Here is a 20,087-nt window from a genome sequence, read left to right on the forward strand (position 1 = left end):
ATATCCTAAAACGCGACCTTCAGGCCAACGATAGGCACAACAGGCAATTGATCGGTACGCTGGGCAGTAAGCAAATCCAGAGAAAAAAGATTCGCCCGGTCATAGGCGTTCATTACCCCGGCCTGCACGGTCATTTCCACTCCCAGGGGCATATCGAACACCCGTTCCACGGTAACGTCCAGCCTGTGATAGGTCGGGAGCACCGCCCGATAGGGAATGCTCTCGTAGATAACACGGGGAAATCCCCGCACATTTCTGACGGCAACAGGACCGTCCATCAGCACGAATCCATCGAAACCCTCGACCGGCGTGAACGGCAATCCGGACCCGAATTGCCACCGGGCGCTTATATCGAAACCGTACACGACCACCTTGCCCAGCACATTGATCTGGTGGCGCCGGTCGTGGGGCGGACGGAATCGCCCGGGATTCCTTACCGCCGGACTTTCCGGATCGATCTCGTACCGGGTGGAAGACAACCCGTAGTTCACAAACCCGTAAAAACGGGGCCGCCGCACTTCCATGCGCAGATCAAATCCGAATGCATCGCCATGGGCCTCCTGCAACCGTGTGGTGAAGCCGGGAAACGCAGTCCACTCCCCAATGAAGATGTTGTCCATGTTCTTGTAGAACCCCTCGATGGAGCATTCCAGCCAGGGGAACGGTTCCACCCGGTATCCAAGCAACGCATGCATGGAGCGCATGGCTTCGCTGGAGGGTGTTTGCACCCAGGCGGTGAAAATATTGGTCGCGTCGCGGCGATCGCTCAGACCCACGGTCACCTGCCGGTAGATGCCCGCCGCCGCACTCCACTCATGGATACCGCGCTGCAGGCGCAGCCGTAACCGGGGTTCGAAATAATCGCCTGTGCTCCCCATCGTCTGGACGGTAAGCCCGGGCCGCACGTACAGCCCGCCGCCCGTGTATATCTCGGGCTGGATATATGCGCCCACATTCGTAGGAGCGCCCCGGCCTACCGTGAGATTCTGAAACAGGCCGCCCAGCACGGTTTCCGTAAGCGGCGTACGCAGGAAAAAGCCCCATTTGACTTCCGAGCTCCGGGCATAATTCGTCATATTGACGGCGAGGTTGAACTGCTCAAGGTCGGAGATCCGTGTCGGTTCCCCCCGGGGGCCGAAGGAACTTTCAAGACGTGAAACGGACACAAGCACCTCGCTCAGAATGGGAAGAATCCGAGGCGCTACAAGGTAGCGTACGCCGAGCGCCGTGTTACTCCAACTGACCTCATCGTCCCGCCGGAATACATCGTCCGTGGGGGTAAGCGTGCCGCGATCGAACGTCTTCAATCCCGTCACGGCAAGCTGCCGGTTCGGCCCCAGGCGCACATGTATTTTTCCGAATGCGTCATTGAACACATAGGGAAGCGCTGTGGACATGTACCTGGAGGCCAACTGGTCCAGCATCGAAAAACGGCCGGCGGCCAGAAAAGATATATAACCGGGAAGGATGGGGCCCTCGAGATGTCCTGCACTCGTGAACGGCGACAACGCCGCAGAAGCATTGAATCCACGCTTGTTTCCGTTCCGAGAATGCACATCGATGACCGAGGATATTCTCCCCGAAAATTCACTTCCGAATCCGCCTGCGTACACATCGGCCCGGCTGACGATTTCGGAAGAAAAGGCCGAATAAAAGCCCAGCACGTGAAAGGGCTGGTAAATCTCGATCCCGTCAAGCAGGGTCAGGTTTTGCGTAGGCTCACCGCCCCGGATGAACACTTGTCCACCCCGGTCTCCCATCAGCACTACGCTGGGAATCGTGGAAAGGTAGGAAACCAGATCGCCCGAAACGTCCGGCGAGGGAATGAGATCGATATCCTCGGGGCGGATGGTTTGCTGTCCGGCGGTCACGCGCGCTGCGCCATCTTCACGCTCCGCCTCCACGGAAATGCCCTCCATCTCCACCGCATCTTCCCGGAGCACGATATTGACCAGTAAGCGATCGTCGGCCTGGATATCCAGCGTATCCACATACGTAACGAACCCGATAAAGGAAGCGCGGAGTATGTATTGCCCGGGCGAGATGCGGCCTATGAGAAAAAATCCGTCCCCGTTGGAAACCGTTCCTGTCAACCCGCCGGTCATGTTATCGATCGACACATTGACGCCCTGAAGCGATTCTCCACCCGGATCCGCCGTAACGAAACCGCGCACAGAAGCGGATTGCGCCCTAGCTTCAAGCAACAGCCCCGGAGCCGCCGCCATGATGACATGCACCACAGCCACCAGTATCCACCGGCGAATATACCTGCTGTTCATGCCGCGTAACGTCATGATCGAAGGCTCTAAGGTTGGGAAGATCGTCCGGAGGACGAGAGGCTGGCCAACGAACTGCGCGCCATGCGATTGTCCGGTTCGATACGCAAGGCGGCTTCCCATGCCCGGCGCGCATTCTCCGGATCCCCGGACAACGCATACAAACTTCCCAGATTGATTAAAGCATGGGCATTCGTGGTATCCGCCTGCACCATCGTCTGAAACGATCGGATCGCGGAAAGGGTATCCCCCTGCAACAAATGCAGCACGGCCACATTGTTCCGAAAATCGAGATTACCGGGAGCCAGATACAGCGCCACGCTGTAGGCCTGCATGGCTTGGTCGTACCGGCGGGCTTTCCTCAGGGACGCCCCCAGTCTGGCATGCGCATACGGGTCCTCGGCATACGTTTGGGAGGCCGTCGTCAGGTTCGTAATTTCCGCCTGGAGCGCACGGAGTTCCTCGGCATATCGTTGAACCTCCTCTGCCTCTTCCGCATAACCAAGGCGCATCAGAACCTGGGCCATGTTGTAATGCGCGCCCTGATGCCAGGGCCATTCCCGGGCAACGGCTTCCAACGGAGCCAGCGCCTCCTCCCACCGCCCGAGTTTGACGAGAAAGGAAGCTGCATGGTACCGATATTCGTGGTTATCGGGCGCATGACGGAGCGCACGCCGGGCGCTGCGGAGCGCCCCCTCGAAGTCTCCAAAGTCGTCCAGTAACAGGGCCACCCCGAAATGGGCCTGGGCAAAGGTGCTGTCGAGAGCAAGCGCCTGTCCGAAAGCATAGCGGGCGCTGTCCGCCTTGCCCAACTCGATATATGCGCGGGCAATGCCCAGCCAGGGACGCGGATCAGGGGCGATCTCCAGCTCGCGACGGTAGTATCCCACAGATTTCCCATACTCTTGCCGGAGCCAGGCCGTATTGCCCAGATTATTCCATACGCCAGGATAGGCAGGGCGAATCGAAAGCGCTACCCGATACGCCGAATCCGCCTGGTCGGGTCTATGCAATCCGGCATAAATGCGGCCGCGCAAAAACGAAATGTCCGCAAGTTCCGGGGCCAAAGCGGCCACGCTGTCCGTAAAGGCAAAAGCCTGTGCAAAATCGTTCCGTTCCAGCGCTTCGCTGCTCAACCGGATAAAATGCGCGGCGGCGGGGGACATCGGCTGGGCGTCATTCGCCCCCTGCCCGTTCAGGGTTTCCTCCGGGCGCGGTTCGTTCGCGCATCCTCCTGCCCATAGCAGACAGCATACCACAGCAAGGCACGATGCAATCCACCGGCTGCGCGACGCACTCAAGGATACGATGCCTCGCATAATGTTATCTGTTCGCGGCGTCAAGTGCGGATGATTCCCAGGAGATGAATGACCGTAGGGGGCGAAGCTGCATCGTTTCCGGATTTCCGGCGAGGTTCGGGGGTTAGACCCTCCGAACCCATTCGTGATTCCACAATCAGGGGGGTTCTTCCATCGTCACTTCTTCCGCACGCTTCCGGGCAGCAGCGGCCCGGGAGGCGACCCGGGCCACCGCAAGCGCTTGTTGCTGTTCGGCGTGACGCCCGGCAAGAGCAAGCCAATTGGCGAGTGCACGCCACTTGGCCGGATCGTCGGGAGAATATGCGGCAGCGGCGCGGGCCAACCCGATCTGGCTATCCAGTTCCTGCAAAGCTTCCGTGGCGTCCACATGCCGCTGGCCTTCTTCCACATCACCAAGCGCAATCAGCGCACGGCCATAGTTGTACCGGAAAGCGGACTCATAGGGTTTCGCATACGCCGCACGTTCCAGCAAGGGAAGCGCATCCTCCGCATCGCCGGTTTTGAGCAATAACGCGCCGAGCCGGTATGCAAAGTCGGCATTTCCCCCATCATAATCCCATGCCCTGCGCGCATGGGGAAGCGCCTCTTCTGTCCGCCCCTCTTCATCGTACAACTCAGCCAGCCAGGCGTGGACCTGCGCATTGGTCGAATCATGCATAAGCGCCTCATCATATGCCCATGCCGCACTGTCGGGCAGGTGCAGCAATTCGTAGGTGCGGCCCGTCTGCGCCCATGCCTGGGACAACATGGCGGCATCCGTTCGCCGGTAAAACGCCCGGATATGCTCCGGCGAGGACAGGATAGCTTCCCGCTGAAGCCGGTACCGGCGGATTGCCTCACTGTACTGACCCTCTTCAAACGCGACATGCCCGCGCCGAAACCAGCCGTCGCGCAGGTACGGATCCAGGGATACCGCTTGCGCAAAGGCTTCGTCGGCTAAAGCAAGCTGGTATGTATGCATCAGAAGGCTCCCCAGAAGCATGTGCGCCTCCGGCAGGTCGGGCGCCCGACTCAGCAGACTGTCCGCCAGTGCAAGAGTTTCCGTATACCGCCCTGCCTCTTCTTCTTCTCGCGCCTTCACAAGCAGACTTCGAACTTCTTCATCGGCCGCCTGCAGGCGTTCCGCTGGCGTCTGCGCCGGTTTCCCGCACCCTGCGAGCACCAGCAATGCAAACAAGCACCCTGTTACAGATATGATCGGGGAAGATTCGGGCATAACGAATGGACTCGCGGGAACGATCCTCTGTGGGATATCCCTGCAGACAGGGATCCTGTCAAAATAAGGGCATTACATCGAACACCTTGCTGTTGTGTATGTATGAGCGCAATCTCTCACACTCTGCGTTTGCTGGAAGCGTCTCTGGAGTATACATACCGGGGTGTTACGGACGAGGTTGGTTTCCCAAAACAATGGTTTCTACGGCATCCGACCCTTCCACGATATGTACCTCGCTGCCAGCGGGCAAGTTCACATACCGCGCGGTCTCTCCGCCGGGCCAGCGCACCACAAGCGTATCCACTTGCGCAGCCTCTCCTAACCCGAACGTCAGCGCCTTGTCCGAAGAAGCAAGGTAACTCGAACCTGTCCGCACACGCCGCTGCATCCGTCGATCGCCTGCCACAGCCGTCACATGGGCGCCAAGGGCATCCCTGTTCCCGTGTACACCCTGCAAGCGCACGCGCAAAAAAGCGCCTCCCTGCGCCTCGTTACGCAAGAGGTGGACCGGCCCGGCATTCTCCGTAATCAGGACATCCTCATCGCCGTCCCGGTCATAATCGGCGATGGCCGCCGCACGGGCAATGATCGGTTCGGAGATCGGGTACTCGTATTCGGAAAAATGCCCATCCCCGGCATTCAGAAAAAGCTGCGGCTCCTGCCGATAAGACAATCCTTCCGCAGTGCCTTCCACATCCGGCGAAATATGCCCGTTCGCCAGAAAAATATCCATATCCCCATCCAGATCGGCATCGAAGAGGCACAGCCCGAAAGTAAGCGTGGGAAGCGACGGCAGCCCCACCTGAGACTGGGCTGCCCGGTCCAAAAAAAGACCCGGAGATATCTGACGGTATAAACCCGCCGGTTCGTTTGCAAAATGCCCGATAACGACCGACGGAGCACCCGTGTGATCCAGTATCCCGGCATCCACGCCCATGCCCGCGCGCGCCTGTCCCTCCTCGTCATACGCAATGCCGCTCGCCACTCCCTGCTCGACGAATGCGCCCGTCCCGTCGTTCATGTACAGCAAATCGCGCTGCGTATCGTTCGCCACCACCAGATCCGACCAGCCATCCTCATTGAAATCCCATTCGGTCACGCCCAATGTCTTGCCGGGAGCAGGCAGAAATCCGGCTTCGGCGGTACGATCGCTGAATTTGCCTCCCTCATTACGGTAAAAACGACCTGGAGTGCCTTCGTAAAGCTTTGGCGTGCAATAGGTTTTGTCTTCCCCGTTAATAGTGCACCACATGTCTTTTTCCGGGGACCACTCGACGTAATTCCCCACGTACAAATCGACATATCCGTCCCGATCGGCATCGAAAAAAATGGCCGCTGTACTCCACGCGGCATCGTCCGAAAGACCTGCAGCCTGTCCTGTCTCCGTAAACACGACACGCCCCCCGGGGGCCGCCTCCCGGTCGTTTCGAAGCAGCAGATTCCGCCCAACCGCGGTGAGGAAAATATCCGGATCGCCGTCGTTGTCGTAGTCGGCAATGGCGAGACCCATGCCGTAGGCTCGCAAACCGGCAAGGCCCGTTTCTTCCGTGACTTCCGTAAAATGCCCTCCTTCGTTCCGATACAGGCGGAGTGCAGGCAGCCCGGCATCGCCGCGATCCGGCCATACGCCACCTGCAACCAGTACAATATCCTGCCAGCCGTCCCCGTCGTAATCCAGAAAACCTGCCCCGCCGCCCATTGTCTCGGGAAACCACATTTCGCCGAATGCGCCGGTAACATGCTGAAATGCCCCCAGCCCCGCTTCCTGCGTAACACGGGTAAACCGAAGCGCATCCGATGGAGACCCGGAAATATCCGTTTGCCCATCAGGGGCCTCATTGTCCGTCCCGCACCCGCCCGTGGCGAGCATGCACGCGGCGAACAGCATCATACGGGAGCAAACGGTCACGGCGTACGGTGCGGAGAAGGAAGTTGCGCCAGATAGTAGATGGCTTCCTCGTGGTCGGGGGCGTGTCGGAGCACCGTTTCCCAGGCTGTACGGGCTTCTTCGTAGTTCCCTGACAGTGCGTGGAGCGTACCCAGATTCAGCCAGACATCGGGTTGGGTGGGGGCGAGTTGCAACAGCGCTTCGTACCGCTCAAGCGCCATGGTGGTATCCCCGGTCGCAAGATACAGATTGGCAACGTTATTGTGCAGTTCCAGCCAGCCCGGACGCAGGGAAATCGCTACCGTAAGCGCCTCGATAGCTTCTTCCATACGACCCGATCGGTGCAATGACTCGCCGTATTGCACCCAGAGCAGGGGTTCCATACTATGGGTCTTGATCCGTTCCACCCACAACTCGACGTCCCGCTGGAGGGCAAGCAGCGTATCGGCGCGGGCAAGGTACTGCGCGCCCCGTTCCGTTTGCCCGAGGCCGTTCAGCGCCTGTCCGAGGTTATAATGCGCCGGATAGTGCCATGGAATCCCATCGGCCACGCGTGTCAGGATTTCTGCAGCAGCTTCGAGCTCTCCGTTGCGCAAATGCTGTACCCCATACACATAGGCATAGTTCAGATTGTCCGGATCCAGTGCAATGCCCTGTTCGGAGTACGAAAGGGCTTCTGTGAAGTCCCCTGCGTCTTCATAGAGTTGCCCAAGCCACATGTACGCCGTTGGATTGGAGGAATCCGCTGCAATGGCCCGCTCGTACGCCCAGCGGGCGCTGTCAGGCTTACCCGTGTCCGCATAGGCCCGCCCGAGCTGCGTCAGGTAATCCGTCGTTTCCGCTACGCCGCGCTCCTTGCGGTAGAGCGCAAGGGCCTCTGCCGGTTCTCCGTACATATAGGCGCTATTTCCCCTATTGAACCACACGCCCGGATACTCCGGGTCCAGTTCGAGCGTCTTTTCATAGGCTTCGGTAGCCAGATCGAGCTGCCGGAGCGCCGTGAATATCCGGCCGCGCATGAATGGGATATCGGCAAGGTCGGGTGCATAGCCGGCTGCACTGTCCGCCAGCACAAGCGCCGCGCTGTAATACCCTGTCTCGAATGCCTGCTGGGCGTCGAGCAGGAATCCCACGGCTTTCGGGTCAGTGTCCCGGCGCACCAGTTCCGTCCGGGACGGGGCATCCGCCTCGGGGCCGCACCCTCCTGCCGTAAAGACAATGCAGAATCCCAGGATTCCTGTCCATGTACTTGCGTTACGCATGAGACTCCTTCGGAAAAATCAACCTGCCGCCCACCGGTCGTTGCATATCCAAACGCAGACGCTACGGAGACGGTTGCTACGGGACCACAGGCAATGCAGTCCGGGACACGATGCCCTCGCCCTCAAGCAAATATACCTCATGACCGGCCTCCAGTCCGGTATAACGCGCCATCCGACCATCCGGCCAACGCACTGTGAGCGTATCCACCTGATTCGCCGGCCCCAGGCCGAACGTCAGGGTCTTTTCCGATTGTGAGAGGTACCCGGAACCTGTCCGCACCCGGCGCATCTGCCGCACACCGCCCGCCGTGATCGTCACCTCGGCGCCCAGCGCGTCGCGGCTGCTCGTCCCATGCTCCGGACGCCCTTCGAGGCGTACGCGCAGCACATGGCCCCCACCGGACGAATCGTTGCGCAACAGGCGAACCGGGCCATTGTTCTCGGTCACCAGCAGGTCCACATCCCCATCCCGGTCATAGTCGGCCTTTGCCACAGCCCGGGCCACCATGGCTTCCCTGAATACGCCGCCAATGGAATCGGCCATATCCACCCACGTTCCGCCCCCCTCGTTTACAAACAGGTGCGGCGGCTGCCTGTATGCCGACCCATCGATCGGATCGAGGTACACATGCCCGTTCGCGACGTACAGATCAAGGTCGCCATCCAGTTCGGCGTCAAGGAGCAGCACCCCGAAAGCCAGCGTGGTCAGACTGGGCCTTCCGATACGGGACGCCGCTGCACGATCCGTAAACCACCCGCTCGCCGTACGCCGGTATACCCCGATCATTTCACTGGAAAAATTACCCACGAAAACCGATGGCATGCCTGTCGTATCCACGATCCCGATGTCCACACCCATCCCGGCGCGGGCTTCCCCGTGTTCCCCATACGCAATACCACTGGAAACCCCTTGCTCGGTGAAAGCGCCGCGACCGTCGTTGATATACAACAGGTCCGGCTCCCCGTCGTTCACCACCACCAGATCAGACCAGCCGTCCTCGTTAAAATCCCATTCGGCAACGGCCAGCGACTTGCCGGGATTAATCGACAAACCGCTTTCGTTCGTACGCTCGGTGAACGTACCGTCTCCGTTGTTACGGTAAAAATGACTCTGCGCGCCCGGGTACATGGCGGGACGACAATAATCCGGTCGTCCGTCCGCCCGAAAACATTCCATGTCACTGGAAACCGACCACAAGGCATACCCGGGCACATAGAGGTCGAGATGCCCGTCCCGGTCGGCGTCAAAAAAGAGCGGCGAACTGCGCCATCCGGCGGGACCCGCCACGCCTGCGGTACGCCCTGTCTCCGTAAAAAAACGCGCGCCCGACGGACCGGAATCATTGCGGAAAAGCAGATTCTCTCCGAAGGTCGCAAGAAAAATATCCTGATCGCCGTCGTTGTCGTAGTCGGCAGCGGTTACCCCGGTTCCCCAGGCGCGGGCATCGTCCAGCCCCGTTTCGAGAGTAACGTCCGTAAACGTCCCGTCCTGATTGTTTCGAAAAAGGCGCAGGGCGCGCACATCCGCCGGTCCCGTCGGCGACAAACTGCCCCCGCCCACCAATACGATGTCTTCCCAGCCGTCCCCGTCGTAATCCACAAAACCGCCCCCGGCGCCCATCTGTTCGGGAAACCAGAAACGGTCTTCGCTTCCATTCTCGTGCCGGAAATCGCCCAGACCGGCCTCCGGCGCTACGTTATGAAATGCAATGGGCTGAAGCTCCTCGGGCGGATTTCCCTGCTCATTGCCCCCGCACCCGCCCGCAAAGGTCACGGCAACGGCGACAAGCGCTCCAACAGCAGCATTGTGCAAATGCATTCTTCGGGAAACGCTCAGCCACCAGCCAACAGCAACGCAAATGCACAAGATGCAATGCGCTTAGAAGGACAGACTAACTCCCATGCGATGGACGGCGCCAAAAATCCCGAACTCCGTGAAGGCATAGTCTGCAGCGAAACCTATAGCCGATGTATCGTACTTCAGACCGCCCCCAAAGCTGACGCCCTGCTCATCCGTCGGATACGTATATCCCGCGCGCAGAGATACGATGTTCATAAACGTGTACTCTCCGCCCGCCTTGACTTGCTCCGAAAAGTCACGCGGACGCTCCGCTTCCAGCGAAACCCGCAAGGCATGCACATTCGGATCCATGGAGGTCAGATCGAGCATGTTCATGGAGACGCCCACGTTAAAGGTGAGCGGAAGCTCGAAGTTTTCCTGCACGTAGCGCAACTCCCGCGCGAAGTTCCGAACGCTCATGGCAAGATTCAGGCTGCGGAAACCGGTCCTGTACATCAAGCCGAAGTCGAATGCCACCGTAGACGTGGAATTGGCTTCGGTCGTGCCGTCCGACGATACAACCGCATCGGACAGGTCCTGCAAGACGTACTTGGCGTTGCCGCCGACGCTGAACCGGTCCGTTACGCCGACCCCATACCCGAGGCCGATCGCCATGGCGGAAGGCTCGGGGTTGCTCAGGCCCAGGTCACCGTATTCCAGGTATCCCCTCTCGTTGGTCGCCGCGATGGTGCCGATGATACCCCCCCCGTAATCGGCAAACAGGAGCGAAGCCCCGAACACCCCGTAATTCGTACGAATGGCGGCACTCGCGCTGTTGTAGGTCACATCCGCAATCCAGTTCGTAATCCCGAAGCCCGCACTGAACCGGTTTTCCATCCAGCCCATTGCCGCCGGGTTATAGAACATGGCTGCCGACGAATTGAATTCGTTGGCGGTCATGGCGTCGCTCTGCGCCGCCGCGCGCGGATGAACAGATATCTCGAGGAACTTGAAGTTCGTCTGCGCAAGCTTGTCCGTGCCGACATCTTCCGTCGTGATCTGTGCGAACGTTCCGGACGCGGTAAACACGGCAAGCGCCGCAATGGCGATCAGGGTTGTGTAGCGGTGATAAGTCATTGCATCCTTTTTGGTTAAGGCTCCTGAGAGCACCCCCGGCAACCGCCGCAAAGGGCAGCGGCCGGGGAGCGCTTCGTGGCGTGTCTACCGAATGACGATAAATTTCTGGATTGTCTGCTCGTCCGAGGCCAGATCGGTAACCACGGCAATGTAAATGCCGCTTGCCACCACCTGCCGCGAAGAAGTCGTCAGATCCCAGAACTCGTCGCCGCTTCCGTCAAGGTGATCGATCGTCCGAATCAACTCGCCCAACTCGGAAAATATCTGGATGCGCGCTTCGCCCGGAAGCTCGTAAAAAGCCATCCGATCCTGCACATCGAGACGCACAGCGGGGTCGGCGTCGATATGATAAGGATTCGGCACGATGCGCACCTCGCTCAGCGACTGTCCGGGTGGACGCTTCAGCGTCGCCGGGTTGTAGGTTTGCGCATAATAGCGGCTGGTCCTCGAGCCGTCGCTTCCTATCCCTGTCAGGTAATAGTAGTACGAACCGCCACGGACCACCTCGGTGTCCCGGTAGCTCGTTGCATTGCCCGGCAGTTCCGCAGCGAGCGAATAGTCGCGCGCCATGTCCGGAACGCCCACTCCGCCGGGGCCCTCCTCAAGCACCGAAACAATCCCGGAATAGTGCTTCTGCGCCCGCCACACCTGCCACGCAGCCGGGGTCGACGAAGCAGTCCAGTCCAGAACGATTTCATCCGTACCGGACGTCACGATAAACGACGTGGGCGGCGCCGGCGGATGCGGCGCATTCAGGCCTCCATTGTACGTGTTCATGGCTCGCTGGAACGTATCGAACAACGAATCGCGCGCCGTCATAAACCACTCGTTCTTTGTCATCGCCTCGCCGCTGTCGATCATGCCGTTGCCGTTCGCGTCGAACTCGATGACAAGATTGTTATCGCCGTCCCGGGGCGGGTTTCCATGCATATCCCCGGAGAGCTTGTACGTCCGACCGATATGCCAGGCCGCCTCGTCGCTAAGCCCTGCGGCTGCTTCCGCCACGACGATCTTCACCTCCTCGCCATGGGCAATGTCGTACGGTCCGTACGCAAACGCAAAGCCCCAGCCTCCTGCGCCTGCACCGTGCTCGGGATCGCCCGTCTGATTCGCGAAATCGGGGTTGGTGTCGTACGGAGAATCAGCCGTCAGGCCCATCACAAAACCCGCCTGGGTCGGCCAGGAACGCCCCGTACAGTCGGCGTCCCCGGGCCGGGCAATGCCACCTGTCGGAGCCGAGGTGGAACCGCATGTGAACCAGTCGTATTGTTCCAGCATGAGGTCCCGTTTGTTGTGCGTGGGCTCACTGGTTAACCTGCCGTAATCGGAATTGAGATGCGTCATCATGGAAGGTTGCGCCCGATCGTCGGGACGGCTTTCTCCCGGAGCATGAGCCTCCGTATCCGCATGGATCGTCACCACGCCCGTGAAATTGGCGCTGCCGAGCCGCCCAAGGGTATCCGCCGCAAAACCCCATTGATGGTCGCTCCAGAACGGATTTCCGAGCGTATTCACGAGGTACCCGGTCGCCTGGATATTCCCGAGCCACGCGAACGAAGCGCGCATGTCCACGCCGTAATCGTTCAGCCCGTCGCCAATGGCGTCGTTCATGGTGTACCGTCCCCAGCCCACGCCGCCTGAACTATTCCCCCATGCACCCGCGAACCCGGCGCCCGTAGGACGTTCGAGGAACGCAATGTACACGCCTTCCAGATCGTTCTCTACTTCGATCTCGGGGTCTCCGTCCTGATTCCCCGTATTGACGAAGGTGTACTCGATAATATGGTAGTTATCGTGATCCGCATGGCTCCACTGCATGGCGCGCCGGTGCGTGGTTAACCCGATGGAGGAATTGATTTCCGAAACCACCATACGGTCCGGACCCATGCTCGGATCGATCACGTCCGGAACCACCGGCTGAAGGAAGGTGTCCGCTCCGTCTACCTGCACCATTCCCCCTTCGTATTTGGAATACAGCACATGCGATATGCTGAACATCTCGCCGATTCCAGGGGCACGGGGGCCCGTGTGCGAAACGCGGACATCATACTGGTTCCCGGTTTCTCCATGGGTCACGTTTTTTGCGCCAACCCAGAACCCTTTCCAGCGGCTGTACCCTGAAGAGGGGCGGATGGCCGGATAGTTCCAGACCACATCGCTCCGCTCGGGGTTTGCACCGCCGGACAGGTACCAACTCTGGAAATCGCCTACGCTAAGCCATTTCGGAATCCACTGAGCCTTTGCGTCCTCTACCGGCGCAACGAACATCAGGGCCAGCGCCAGCCCGGCTGCGATAAGTCCCGACGTACGGGTGTAATGAACGGTTCGCATGGTGTATCTCGGATTCAGAATGTCAAAAGGGAGTCGTCAGCAACGTAATCGGTTCAGAAGGACAGCCGCAGCCCGAAGAAGACGTTGCGCGGATTCAGGAACTGCTGCCACATCCGGTTCGGCATGTTGATGTATGCCTTGTCGTCCAGCACCTGATCCACCTCGGACTGGTTTGCAGCCGTAAAGGAACTTCCGTTCCACTTGTAGTACTGCCGGTCGTCAAGCACATAGTAGAGCGGCCTGTCTTCGCCGGTCTCGGGCAACGGCCCCTGAATGATCGGCACAAACGCTATGCCCGGCCCGCGGAAGTCACCCGGCTGATCGTCGCCGTACAAACCGCCGTCGGGGGAATCGGGAAGCGTACTCTGCGGCAAGTGGAGCGACGACATGTAATTGGTCAGGTCCTGCTGACCCGCCCCGAACAGATTGCCCCCTGCATAATACAGATGGCGAATGTTCAGCACGTTCGTAAGGTCCACGAAGAACTGCGCGGACCCGATGTTCGTGTTGAAGCTCTTGCTGAGGCGCATGTCGAGCGTGTAGTAATCCTTCCAGCGCACATTCCCCTGAAGCTCGCGATCGCCGCTTCCCGCTGCGCCGGACAGATTCTGGCCATCCCACGTAAGGGTAAGGCCCTGCCTCCATTCGCCGAGGAAGTTCACGCGCCAGTCGCCGAGCGGATAAGCGCCTCCGATCTGGGGGCCCATGTTCCTCGGAAGGAGAACCTCGATATTGAACCGGGCGAAGGGCTCCGGAACCGGCTTGCTCGTATAATGCTCCGTCGTGGTTCGGACAAAGTTGTCCTGTTCCGTCCGGTTTTCGTCGAACCGGCTGAACCCGAAGTTACCCGTCTTGCGCACAAGGTACGTGTAGTTGACGAACCCGCGCACCCACTGGCCCCGGTTTCTTGAAATCGTGACTTCGAAACCGCGCACATCCCCGTAGTTCCATGGCAGAGACGTTCTGTAGCTGACAAGGTCATCAAGGCTGATATACTGCACACCCCTCGGCTGCCTGCTCAGATCGCGATAATACCCGGACAAGCGGAGCAGGTACTGATCGAACAGATTCTGGTCGAAGCCCAGTTCGTACGCCACCGTCCTCGGCATCGGGTGATCGGGGTTGCCGATGTTCACGAGCGCACCAGCGGACCCTTCCTCGATGTTGAAGAGATTGATCGGGTTCAGAGCATTCCGGAAATGACCGTAGTTGAAGTACAACTTACTGTCCTCGGTCACGGGGAAAGAAATACCCAGGCGGGGGCTCAAGGCTATCTGACGCTTTGTGGGCTCCTGTTCAAGCAGTTCGTCGATACGGGCTCGCCCGATCGCCGCGGAGAAGGTGCGCTCGTACGTTTCGTACGTATACCAATCGCCGCCCGCATGGAAATAATCCAGCCGTACGCCTACATTGGCGACCATGCCCCGGAATTCAAGTTTGGACTGGGCATAGGCCGCGGCCTGTTGCGGCTTGCGGTTCCAGAGCCGCTTGGGATTCGTGTGGTGCGGATGTTCCGGATCGTCCTCGCCGAAATCCGTATCGTAGTCCGAGTAGATATACTCAACGCCCGCCTTGGCAAGCATGAAACGATTCCGCTGGCTGGTAATGTCGAACCGGCCCGTGAAACGGTTTACCGCCGAGCTGTCGTACCCGCTGCCCCAGTGGCCCGAGGTACGTTTGCCAAGACCCAGTTTGTCGAAATCGTCGCTGATGCTGAACCCATAGGGTTCCTCGTCGAGCATGATGGCGCCGCCGAGATAGGAAATGCTCGGCGTTTCGTCGCGGTCACGCACCGTTCTCGTAAAGTAATCCGTCGTGGAATTCTGGAGCTGCACCTCGTAGAAGGTCGACGCATTCAGCGTATGCGTGAACTGCGCGCCGATCATGGTGCGGTCCACATCCATGAGATTGTACAGCATGGGCGCAAAGTAGGCGCCCATGTCATGGCCCAGGCCGAACATCGTCTGATGGCCGCCCTGCCACGGATAATACAACGCGTCCCCGGTCGTCAGATTGGGTTGTCCCTGTTCGTTGCGGTTGAGACCGAGCTGCTGGGACAGCATACCCTGCACGATCAGTTTCATGCCGGGCGCCACATTCGAAATGATCTTCGCTTGTCCCACGCGCTCCGTAAAGGCATCCCGTTCGTAGCCTCCCATCGCGTACCCCGTCTGGACCTGGCGGAACGACGCCGTAAACCGCATATCGCCGATAAGCTGGTGAAGCCCCGGTAACGGGCCGCCAATCGTAGCGTCAAATTCGTAGTCGGGTTTCTGGACCGACACATCCTTGCGCAGGTAATGGTCAAAATAGACCCGCTGGAGTTCCTGCGCAGTAAACGTTCTCCCCAGGGCCATGACTTCGGGACGGTTATTGTAATCCGCGGCAATCTTGTTCCATCCCCCCTCGAAAGAATCGTACTCGCGCTGCATCCAGGAAGGCCAGTTCTGCGTGCCTTCGAACGCCACGACCGGATCCGTCAGCGGGCGGAGATGGAAGCTGTTATTGGAACTGACCATCTCGACTTCGTTCCCGTCCACGTCCACGCCCGGGAAGTTCTTCTGCGCGGTGGGACTGTATCGTACAATCGCATCCACAAAGTACTCGTTCTGGTCGGGCTCCTTCGTGATAACATTGACCAGACCGGAACGCACATTCCCGTACTCCGCATTGAAACCGCCCGTCTGCACCTGCACTTCCTGAACGGAAGTGTAACTCACGCCCGTATACGGCGTGTTGTCGCGCCCGCTGGACATCGACAGGCCGTCCACCATGAACTGAACCTGGTCGCCGCCGAAGCCGCGCACGGTAAGACCGCGCTCGAAGCCGGCCTGCAATCCGATGACCCTTTCTATGTCGGTAATCGGGAGGTTCTCGATTTCTTCGGCCGTAATGTTCGCCACACTGGCCGACACGTCGCGTTGCACGACGGGCCGCACATCCGTAACGACCACCTCTTCAAGGCCTACTGCTTCCTCCTGCAGAACAAAGTCGAGCTCGGTCGTCAGGCCGATATTGACCCGAACGGCTTCGTACACCTCGGGAGCGTAACCGATGAACGAGGCCCGAAGATCATACGAGCCGGGACGCACGTTCACGATAAAGTAGTACCCTTCCGCATCGGTGATGGCGCCCTGTGTGGTGCCCATAATGGCCACGTTTACGCCGGGTAACGATTCACCGGTAGAGGCCTCCGTAACCTGGCCGGCTATTTTACCCGTTTGAGCCCAGGCAGAGGCCGGAAGAAAGAGAGCAAGCGCAAACAGTAACTTTGCGAATCTCATGTGCGTGATCCTCCAGATAGGGTTTAGGTGAGAATGCTTAACGTAGAGGGTTGATACAAGCAGCACGGGCGTATGACCTAGCACATCGGGCGCATGCATACTATCCCGCTTAGTAAATGGTAAGCCTCTGTAAAACAAAAAACAAATGAATTTGATTTTTTTTGCTCCTGTAGTCAGGCCGATCCACACCTTTATCCTGATTTGATTGCCCTGGTGCGTGGATACGCCAGGCCTCAGTTTTCTTCCGGCGAACGGAAACCCGCCTCCTCGATCGCTTCTACCGGCGGAAGCCACTGCCTGGAAAGACGATATCCCGCTCCGACAAACCCGAACCCGTTGCGGACATTCCGCATCACGTTCGGCTGCACCAGCACTTCCGCATCGAATATCCCTCCGGGTGGATCCCAGGCTTCGTTGGCTGCAATAAACCGCAACGTCACGTTCAGCAGGATGATGCCTACGCGCAGGTCGATACCTACATCGACCTGTTGCGCCAGATTTGCAGTGACTTCCAGGTAATCCCTGCGCAAATCCACCGGAATGATCCAGCCTCCATCGGTTTTTTCGTGCCTCAGGAGATAAGGAATGACGATACGGTCTGATTCGATATCCGTCTCGTTGGCAACCTTGTACGCTACGGCATAATCAACCTCCACTTGCACGAGGCCGGGCACATCTCCCCGGATAAATACCGGCTGGACCACGGAAACAAGACGAATAACCGGATCCTGGGGAATGATTTCCGCCTCGGACGGCACCGTCACCTCGACCGTGGACTCCGCGCCGTCCGAACGAATCGCCGCAATCTCGTAGGTATGCCCGAAACGGGCCTGGAACGGGGCATGGTATACATGCGCATACTGGTCTGCAAAATCGACGATAACGGAATCTTGCCAGACGTGTTGCTCACCGGTCGTGTGGTTTATCGACACAACCCGTGCATCCAACGACTCCGGCGTAGCGGGGACAAGGCGCTCCTCTACCGGAAAAACCCGCACCCATTGCGAATCAAGTTGCGGCGACAACACGCCATAGATCGAATACGGCACATCCGTCCCCGTAACCGCTACCACATCTTCCTCGCAGGCGCTGAGGCCAAGGAGTATCGTCATAGCAAGCGTAACGGGCACAGCGGATCGTGCAACACGCCGGATGATCCGGAAACGGAACGGTATGCGGAGCGCCGCGCTCATTCGAAGGACACCTTGATTCCCAGAGAAGGCACGAAAGGAAGCTGGTCGACCCGGTTGAGCGTGAAAATGTCGAGGTAGAAGATGTTGCGTCGACCGTAGGTATTGATGGCGCTTGCAAGCAGCGCAACCTCCGTTGGCCCGACAGAAAAAGCCCGCTCCACCGACAGGTCCAGCCGGTGATACTTCGGCAGTAACGCATTGAAAGGGCGTTCGTAAATAACCCGGCGCGTGGCCGGCGCGTCCACAGCCTTTTCCACATCGTCCACGAGAAGAAAACCGTCGAACCCGATAGCCTGGCTGAACGGAAGACCCGAGCCGAAATCCCACCGCGCGCTCACATCGAATCCCAGCACTTCCGTGGTTGCCACAATATTAAGCTGGTGACGGCGGTCATGCGCCGGGCGAAATTTCAACGTCTCTTCGCCGTACCAGAGTGGAATGGAAGCGTCTTCCGCCTCGTACCGGGTCGAGGAAAGACCATAGTTTATATACCCGTAGTATCTCTGCCCCCGCACCTCCAGACGCACATCGACGCCCATCGAACGGCCCGTAGCCGGTTGCAATTTCGAGATGAGCCGGGGATAACTCGTCCATTCGGGAATAAAAAGATTCGACAGGTTTCGGTAATACCCTTCCACGGACAACTCCAGCCTGCGCAAGGGCCGGGCCCGGTACCCCAGCAGGGCATGCGAAGCCCGCTGCGGCCGCCCCTGCAGGACATTCAGCAAATTGGGGTTGTTCTTGGGGACATTCGCCCAGACCGTAAACACGCTGGCGGCGTCCCGGCGGTCGTTGATGCCCAGAATCTCCTGATGATAGATGCCCCAGGCAGCGCTTATCTCATGAATCCCGCGCTGCCATACCGCACGCAGCCGGGGTTCGATATACGGATCGAATCGGACCTTGTAAAACTGGAGACGAATTCCCGGTCGAATACTGAACCCTCCCCCGGGCGCCACATCGAGTTCGAGGTAACTGCCCCACTGGGGTACGCTGGCATATCGGAGTTCGATATTCTGATAGAGGCCCCCGATGGCGCTGTTCAACTTCGTGGCGCGCAATTCGCTGCCTGCCCGGGCATCGATACCGTCGCCGAAATACGTCATATCCACCGAGACATGCGTGTTTTCGATACTTGACCAGCGTATGGGCTCTTCGCGGGGCCCGAGCTCCGTTTCGAGCCGTGAATACGAGACATGGAGATCGGCCATGATCGAAAAGACGCGAGGCAGCATCAGCAGGCGCATTCCGACCGCATCATTGCGCCAGCCTATTTCTTCCTGCACGCCCCCCGTGTCCCCCGTCAAAAACCCGCGATCCCAGGTCTTGAGACCCGTCACCGAGGCTCGCATATTGCTCTTCACCACACCATGCAGCTTGACGAAGGCATCGCCGAAGGTGAAGGGCAGTTCATCGTCGAGGTAACGTCCTACGCCCTGTTCGATGTTCGACCGGCGAAGCGAAGCGGCAATGGAAATGCGATTCGGCCACAAGGGACCTTCGATGCGCGCCGAACTGAGAAACGGCGACGCAGCGGCGGAAGCGGCGTAGCGGCGCATGTTTCCTGTCCGCGACGAGATGTCGATCACCGAAGAAATCCACCCCCCGAACTCGCTTCCGTACCCGCCGGCATAAATATCGACCCGGTTGATATTGTCGGACGGGAAGGCGGAATAGAATCCCATGATGTGAAACGGCTGATACAGCAAAATGCCGTCCAGCTGGATGAGATTCTGGGAAGGCTCTCCACCGCGGATGAAAAGCTGCCCGCCCCGATCGCCCGTCATCACAATGCCGGGCTGCGTAGACAGATAGGTCGCAAGGTCGCCGGTCACGTCCGGCCCCGGCACGTATTCGATATCCGCCGCCCGGATCGTCTGCTGACCGGCTGTCACGCGGGCGCCTCCGCCCTGGCGCTCCGACTCCACCAGCACCTCGTCCATCTCCTCGTCACCCGGTTCGAGCGCAATATTGTACGTGCGCACCGCCCCCGCCTGGAGCCGTAATGAATCGGTGTGCGGACGGTATCCGACAAAGCGCGCCTCAATCCGGTAGCGTCCGGGGATCAGCCCGGAAATCACATACGACCCATCCTCATTCGTGGCCGCCCCGCGGACGACCTGCCCGTCCTGCTCCAGCACCACATTGACCAGTTCGAGCGGTTGTCCATCCGTAATGTCGGTAACGAATCCGCTGACAGAAGCCTGCTGCGCCTGCGCATCGTACTGAACAGAAAAAAAACCGGATCCGCACAATACGCCCGCGCAAAGTATAAGCGCACGCTGCCGGAAAGGCCGAATACACCCATTCATGCGCCGAAAATACGCGAAAGCGTTGCGCAACCGTTTCTTCCCCATGTCAACTCCGGATTCCACGGCCATCCTTGTTTATCGCACAGCCG

At 59.2% G+C, this 20,087-nt stretch carries 11 protein-coding genes; all 11 read right to left on the reverse strand.

The genetic code is table 11. The features are described 5' to 3' along the window. Positions 1-5: 5 nt before the first annotated feature. Positions 6-2,399 (reverse strand): TonB-dependent receptor, encoded by a 2,394-nt coding sequence (locus F4Y00_00190; GenBank protein MYE03388.1) that lies wholly within the window; start codon positions 2,397-2,399, stop codon positions 6-8. Beyond that, complete coding sequence (locus F4Y00_00195) at positions 2,306-3,595, reverse strand: tetratricopeptide repeat protein (GenBank protein MYE03389.1); 1,290 nt, start codon at positions 3,593-3,595, stop codon at positions 2,306-2,308. The genes F4Y00_00190 and F4Y00_00195 overlap by 94 nt, the downstream gene beginning before the upstream one ends. Positions 3,596-3,731: 136 nt before the next feature. Further along, a complete protein-coding gene (locus F4Y00_00200; GenBank protein MYE03390.1) occupies positions 3,732-4,811 on the reverse strand; it encodes a tetratricopeptide repeat protein in 1,080 nt (359 codons plus the stop codon). Positions 4,812-4,977: 166 nt separating this feature from the next. After that, a complete protein-coding gene (locus F4Y00_00205; GenBank protein MYE03391.1) occupies positions 4,978-6,702 on the reverse strand; it encodes a CRTAC1 family protein in 1,725 nt (574 codons plus the stop codon). A 14-nt stretch (positions 6,703-6,716) separates the two neighbouring features. Further along, the gene (locus tag F4Y00_00210; protein ID MYE03392.1) at positions 6,717-7,961 is read right to left on the reverse strand and encodes a tetratricopeptide repeat protein; all 1,245 of its coding nucleotides are present in this window, start codon (positions 7,959-7,961) and stop codon (positions 6,717-6,719) included. A gap of 76 nt (positions 7,962-8,037) precedes the next feature. Beyond that, positions 8,038-9,780 carry a CRTAC1 family protein gene (locus F4Y00_00215; protein MYE03393.1) on the reverse strand — a complete coding sequence of 581 codons (1,743 nt, stop codon included), beginning with the start codon at positions 9,778-9,780 and terminating at the stop codon, positions 8,038-8,040. 60 nt (positions 9,781-9,840) lie between these two features. Further along, entirely contained in the window at positions 9,841-10,878 is a 1,038-nt protein-coding gene (locus F4Y00_00220; protein MYE03394.1) for a PorV/PorQ family protein, read from the reverse strand. An 84-nt stretch (positions 10,879-10,962) separates the two neighbouring features. Further along, positions 10,963-13,209 carry a hypothetical protein gene (locus tag F4Y00_00225; GenBank protein MYE03395.1) on the reverse strand — a complete coding sequence of 749 codons (2,247 nt, stop codon included), beginning with the start codon at positions 13,207-13,209 and terminating at the stop codon, positions 10,963-10,965. Positions 13,210-13,262: 53 nt separating this feature from the next. After that, entirely contained in the window at positions 13,263-16,592 is a 3,330-nt protein-coding gene (locus tag F4Y00_00230) for a TonB-dependent receptor plug domain-containing protein (GenBank protein ID MYE03396.1), read from the reverse strand. 134 nt (positions 16,593-16,726) lie between these two features. Next, positions 16,727-17,686, reverse strand: coding sequence for a hypothetical protein (locus F4Y00_00235; protein ID MYE03397.1), 960 nt, complete (start codon positions 17,684-17,686; stop codon positions 16,727-16,729). Further along, positions 17,683-20,067, reverse strand: a complete 2,385-nt coding sequence (locus F4Y00_00240; protein ID MYE03398.1) for a TonB-dependent receptor plug domain-containing protein — start codon at positions 20,065-20,067, stop codon at positions 17,683-17,685. The genes F4Y00_00235 and F4Y00_00240 overlap by 4 nt, the downstream gene beginning before the upstream one ends. Positions 20,068-20,087: the final 20 nt, after the last annotated feature.

The sequence above is a fragment of the Bacteroidetes bacterium SB0662_bin_6 genome, assembly GCA_009839485.1.
In the GTDB taxonomy this organism is placed as follows: Bacteria; Bacteroidota; Rhodothermia; order Rhodothermales; family VXPQ01; genus VXPQ01.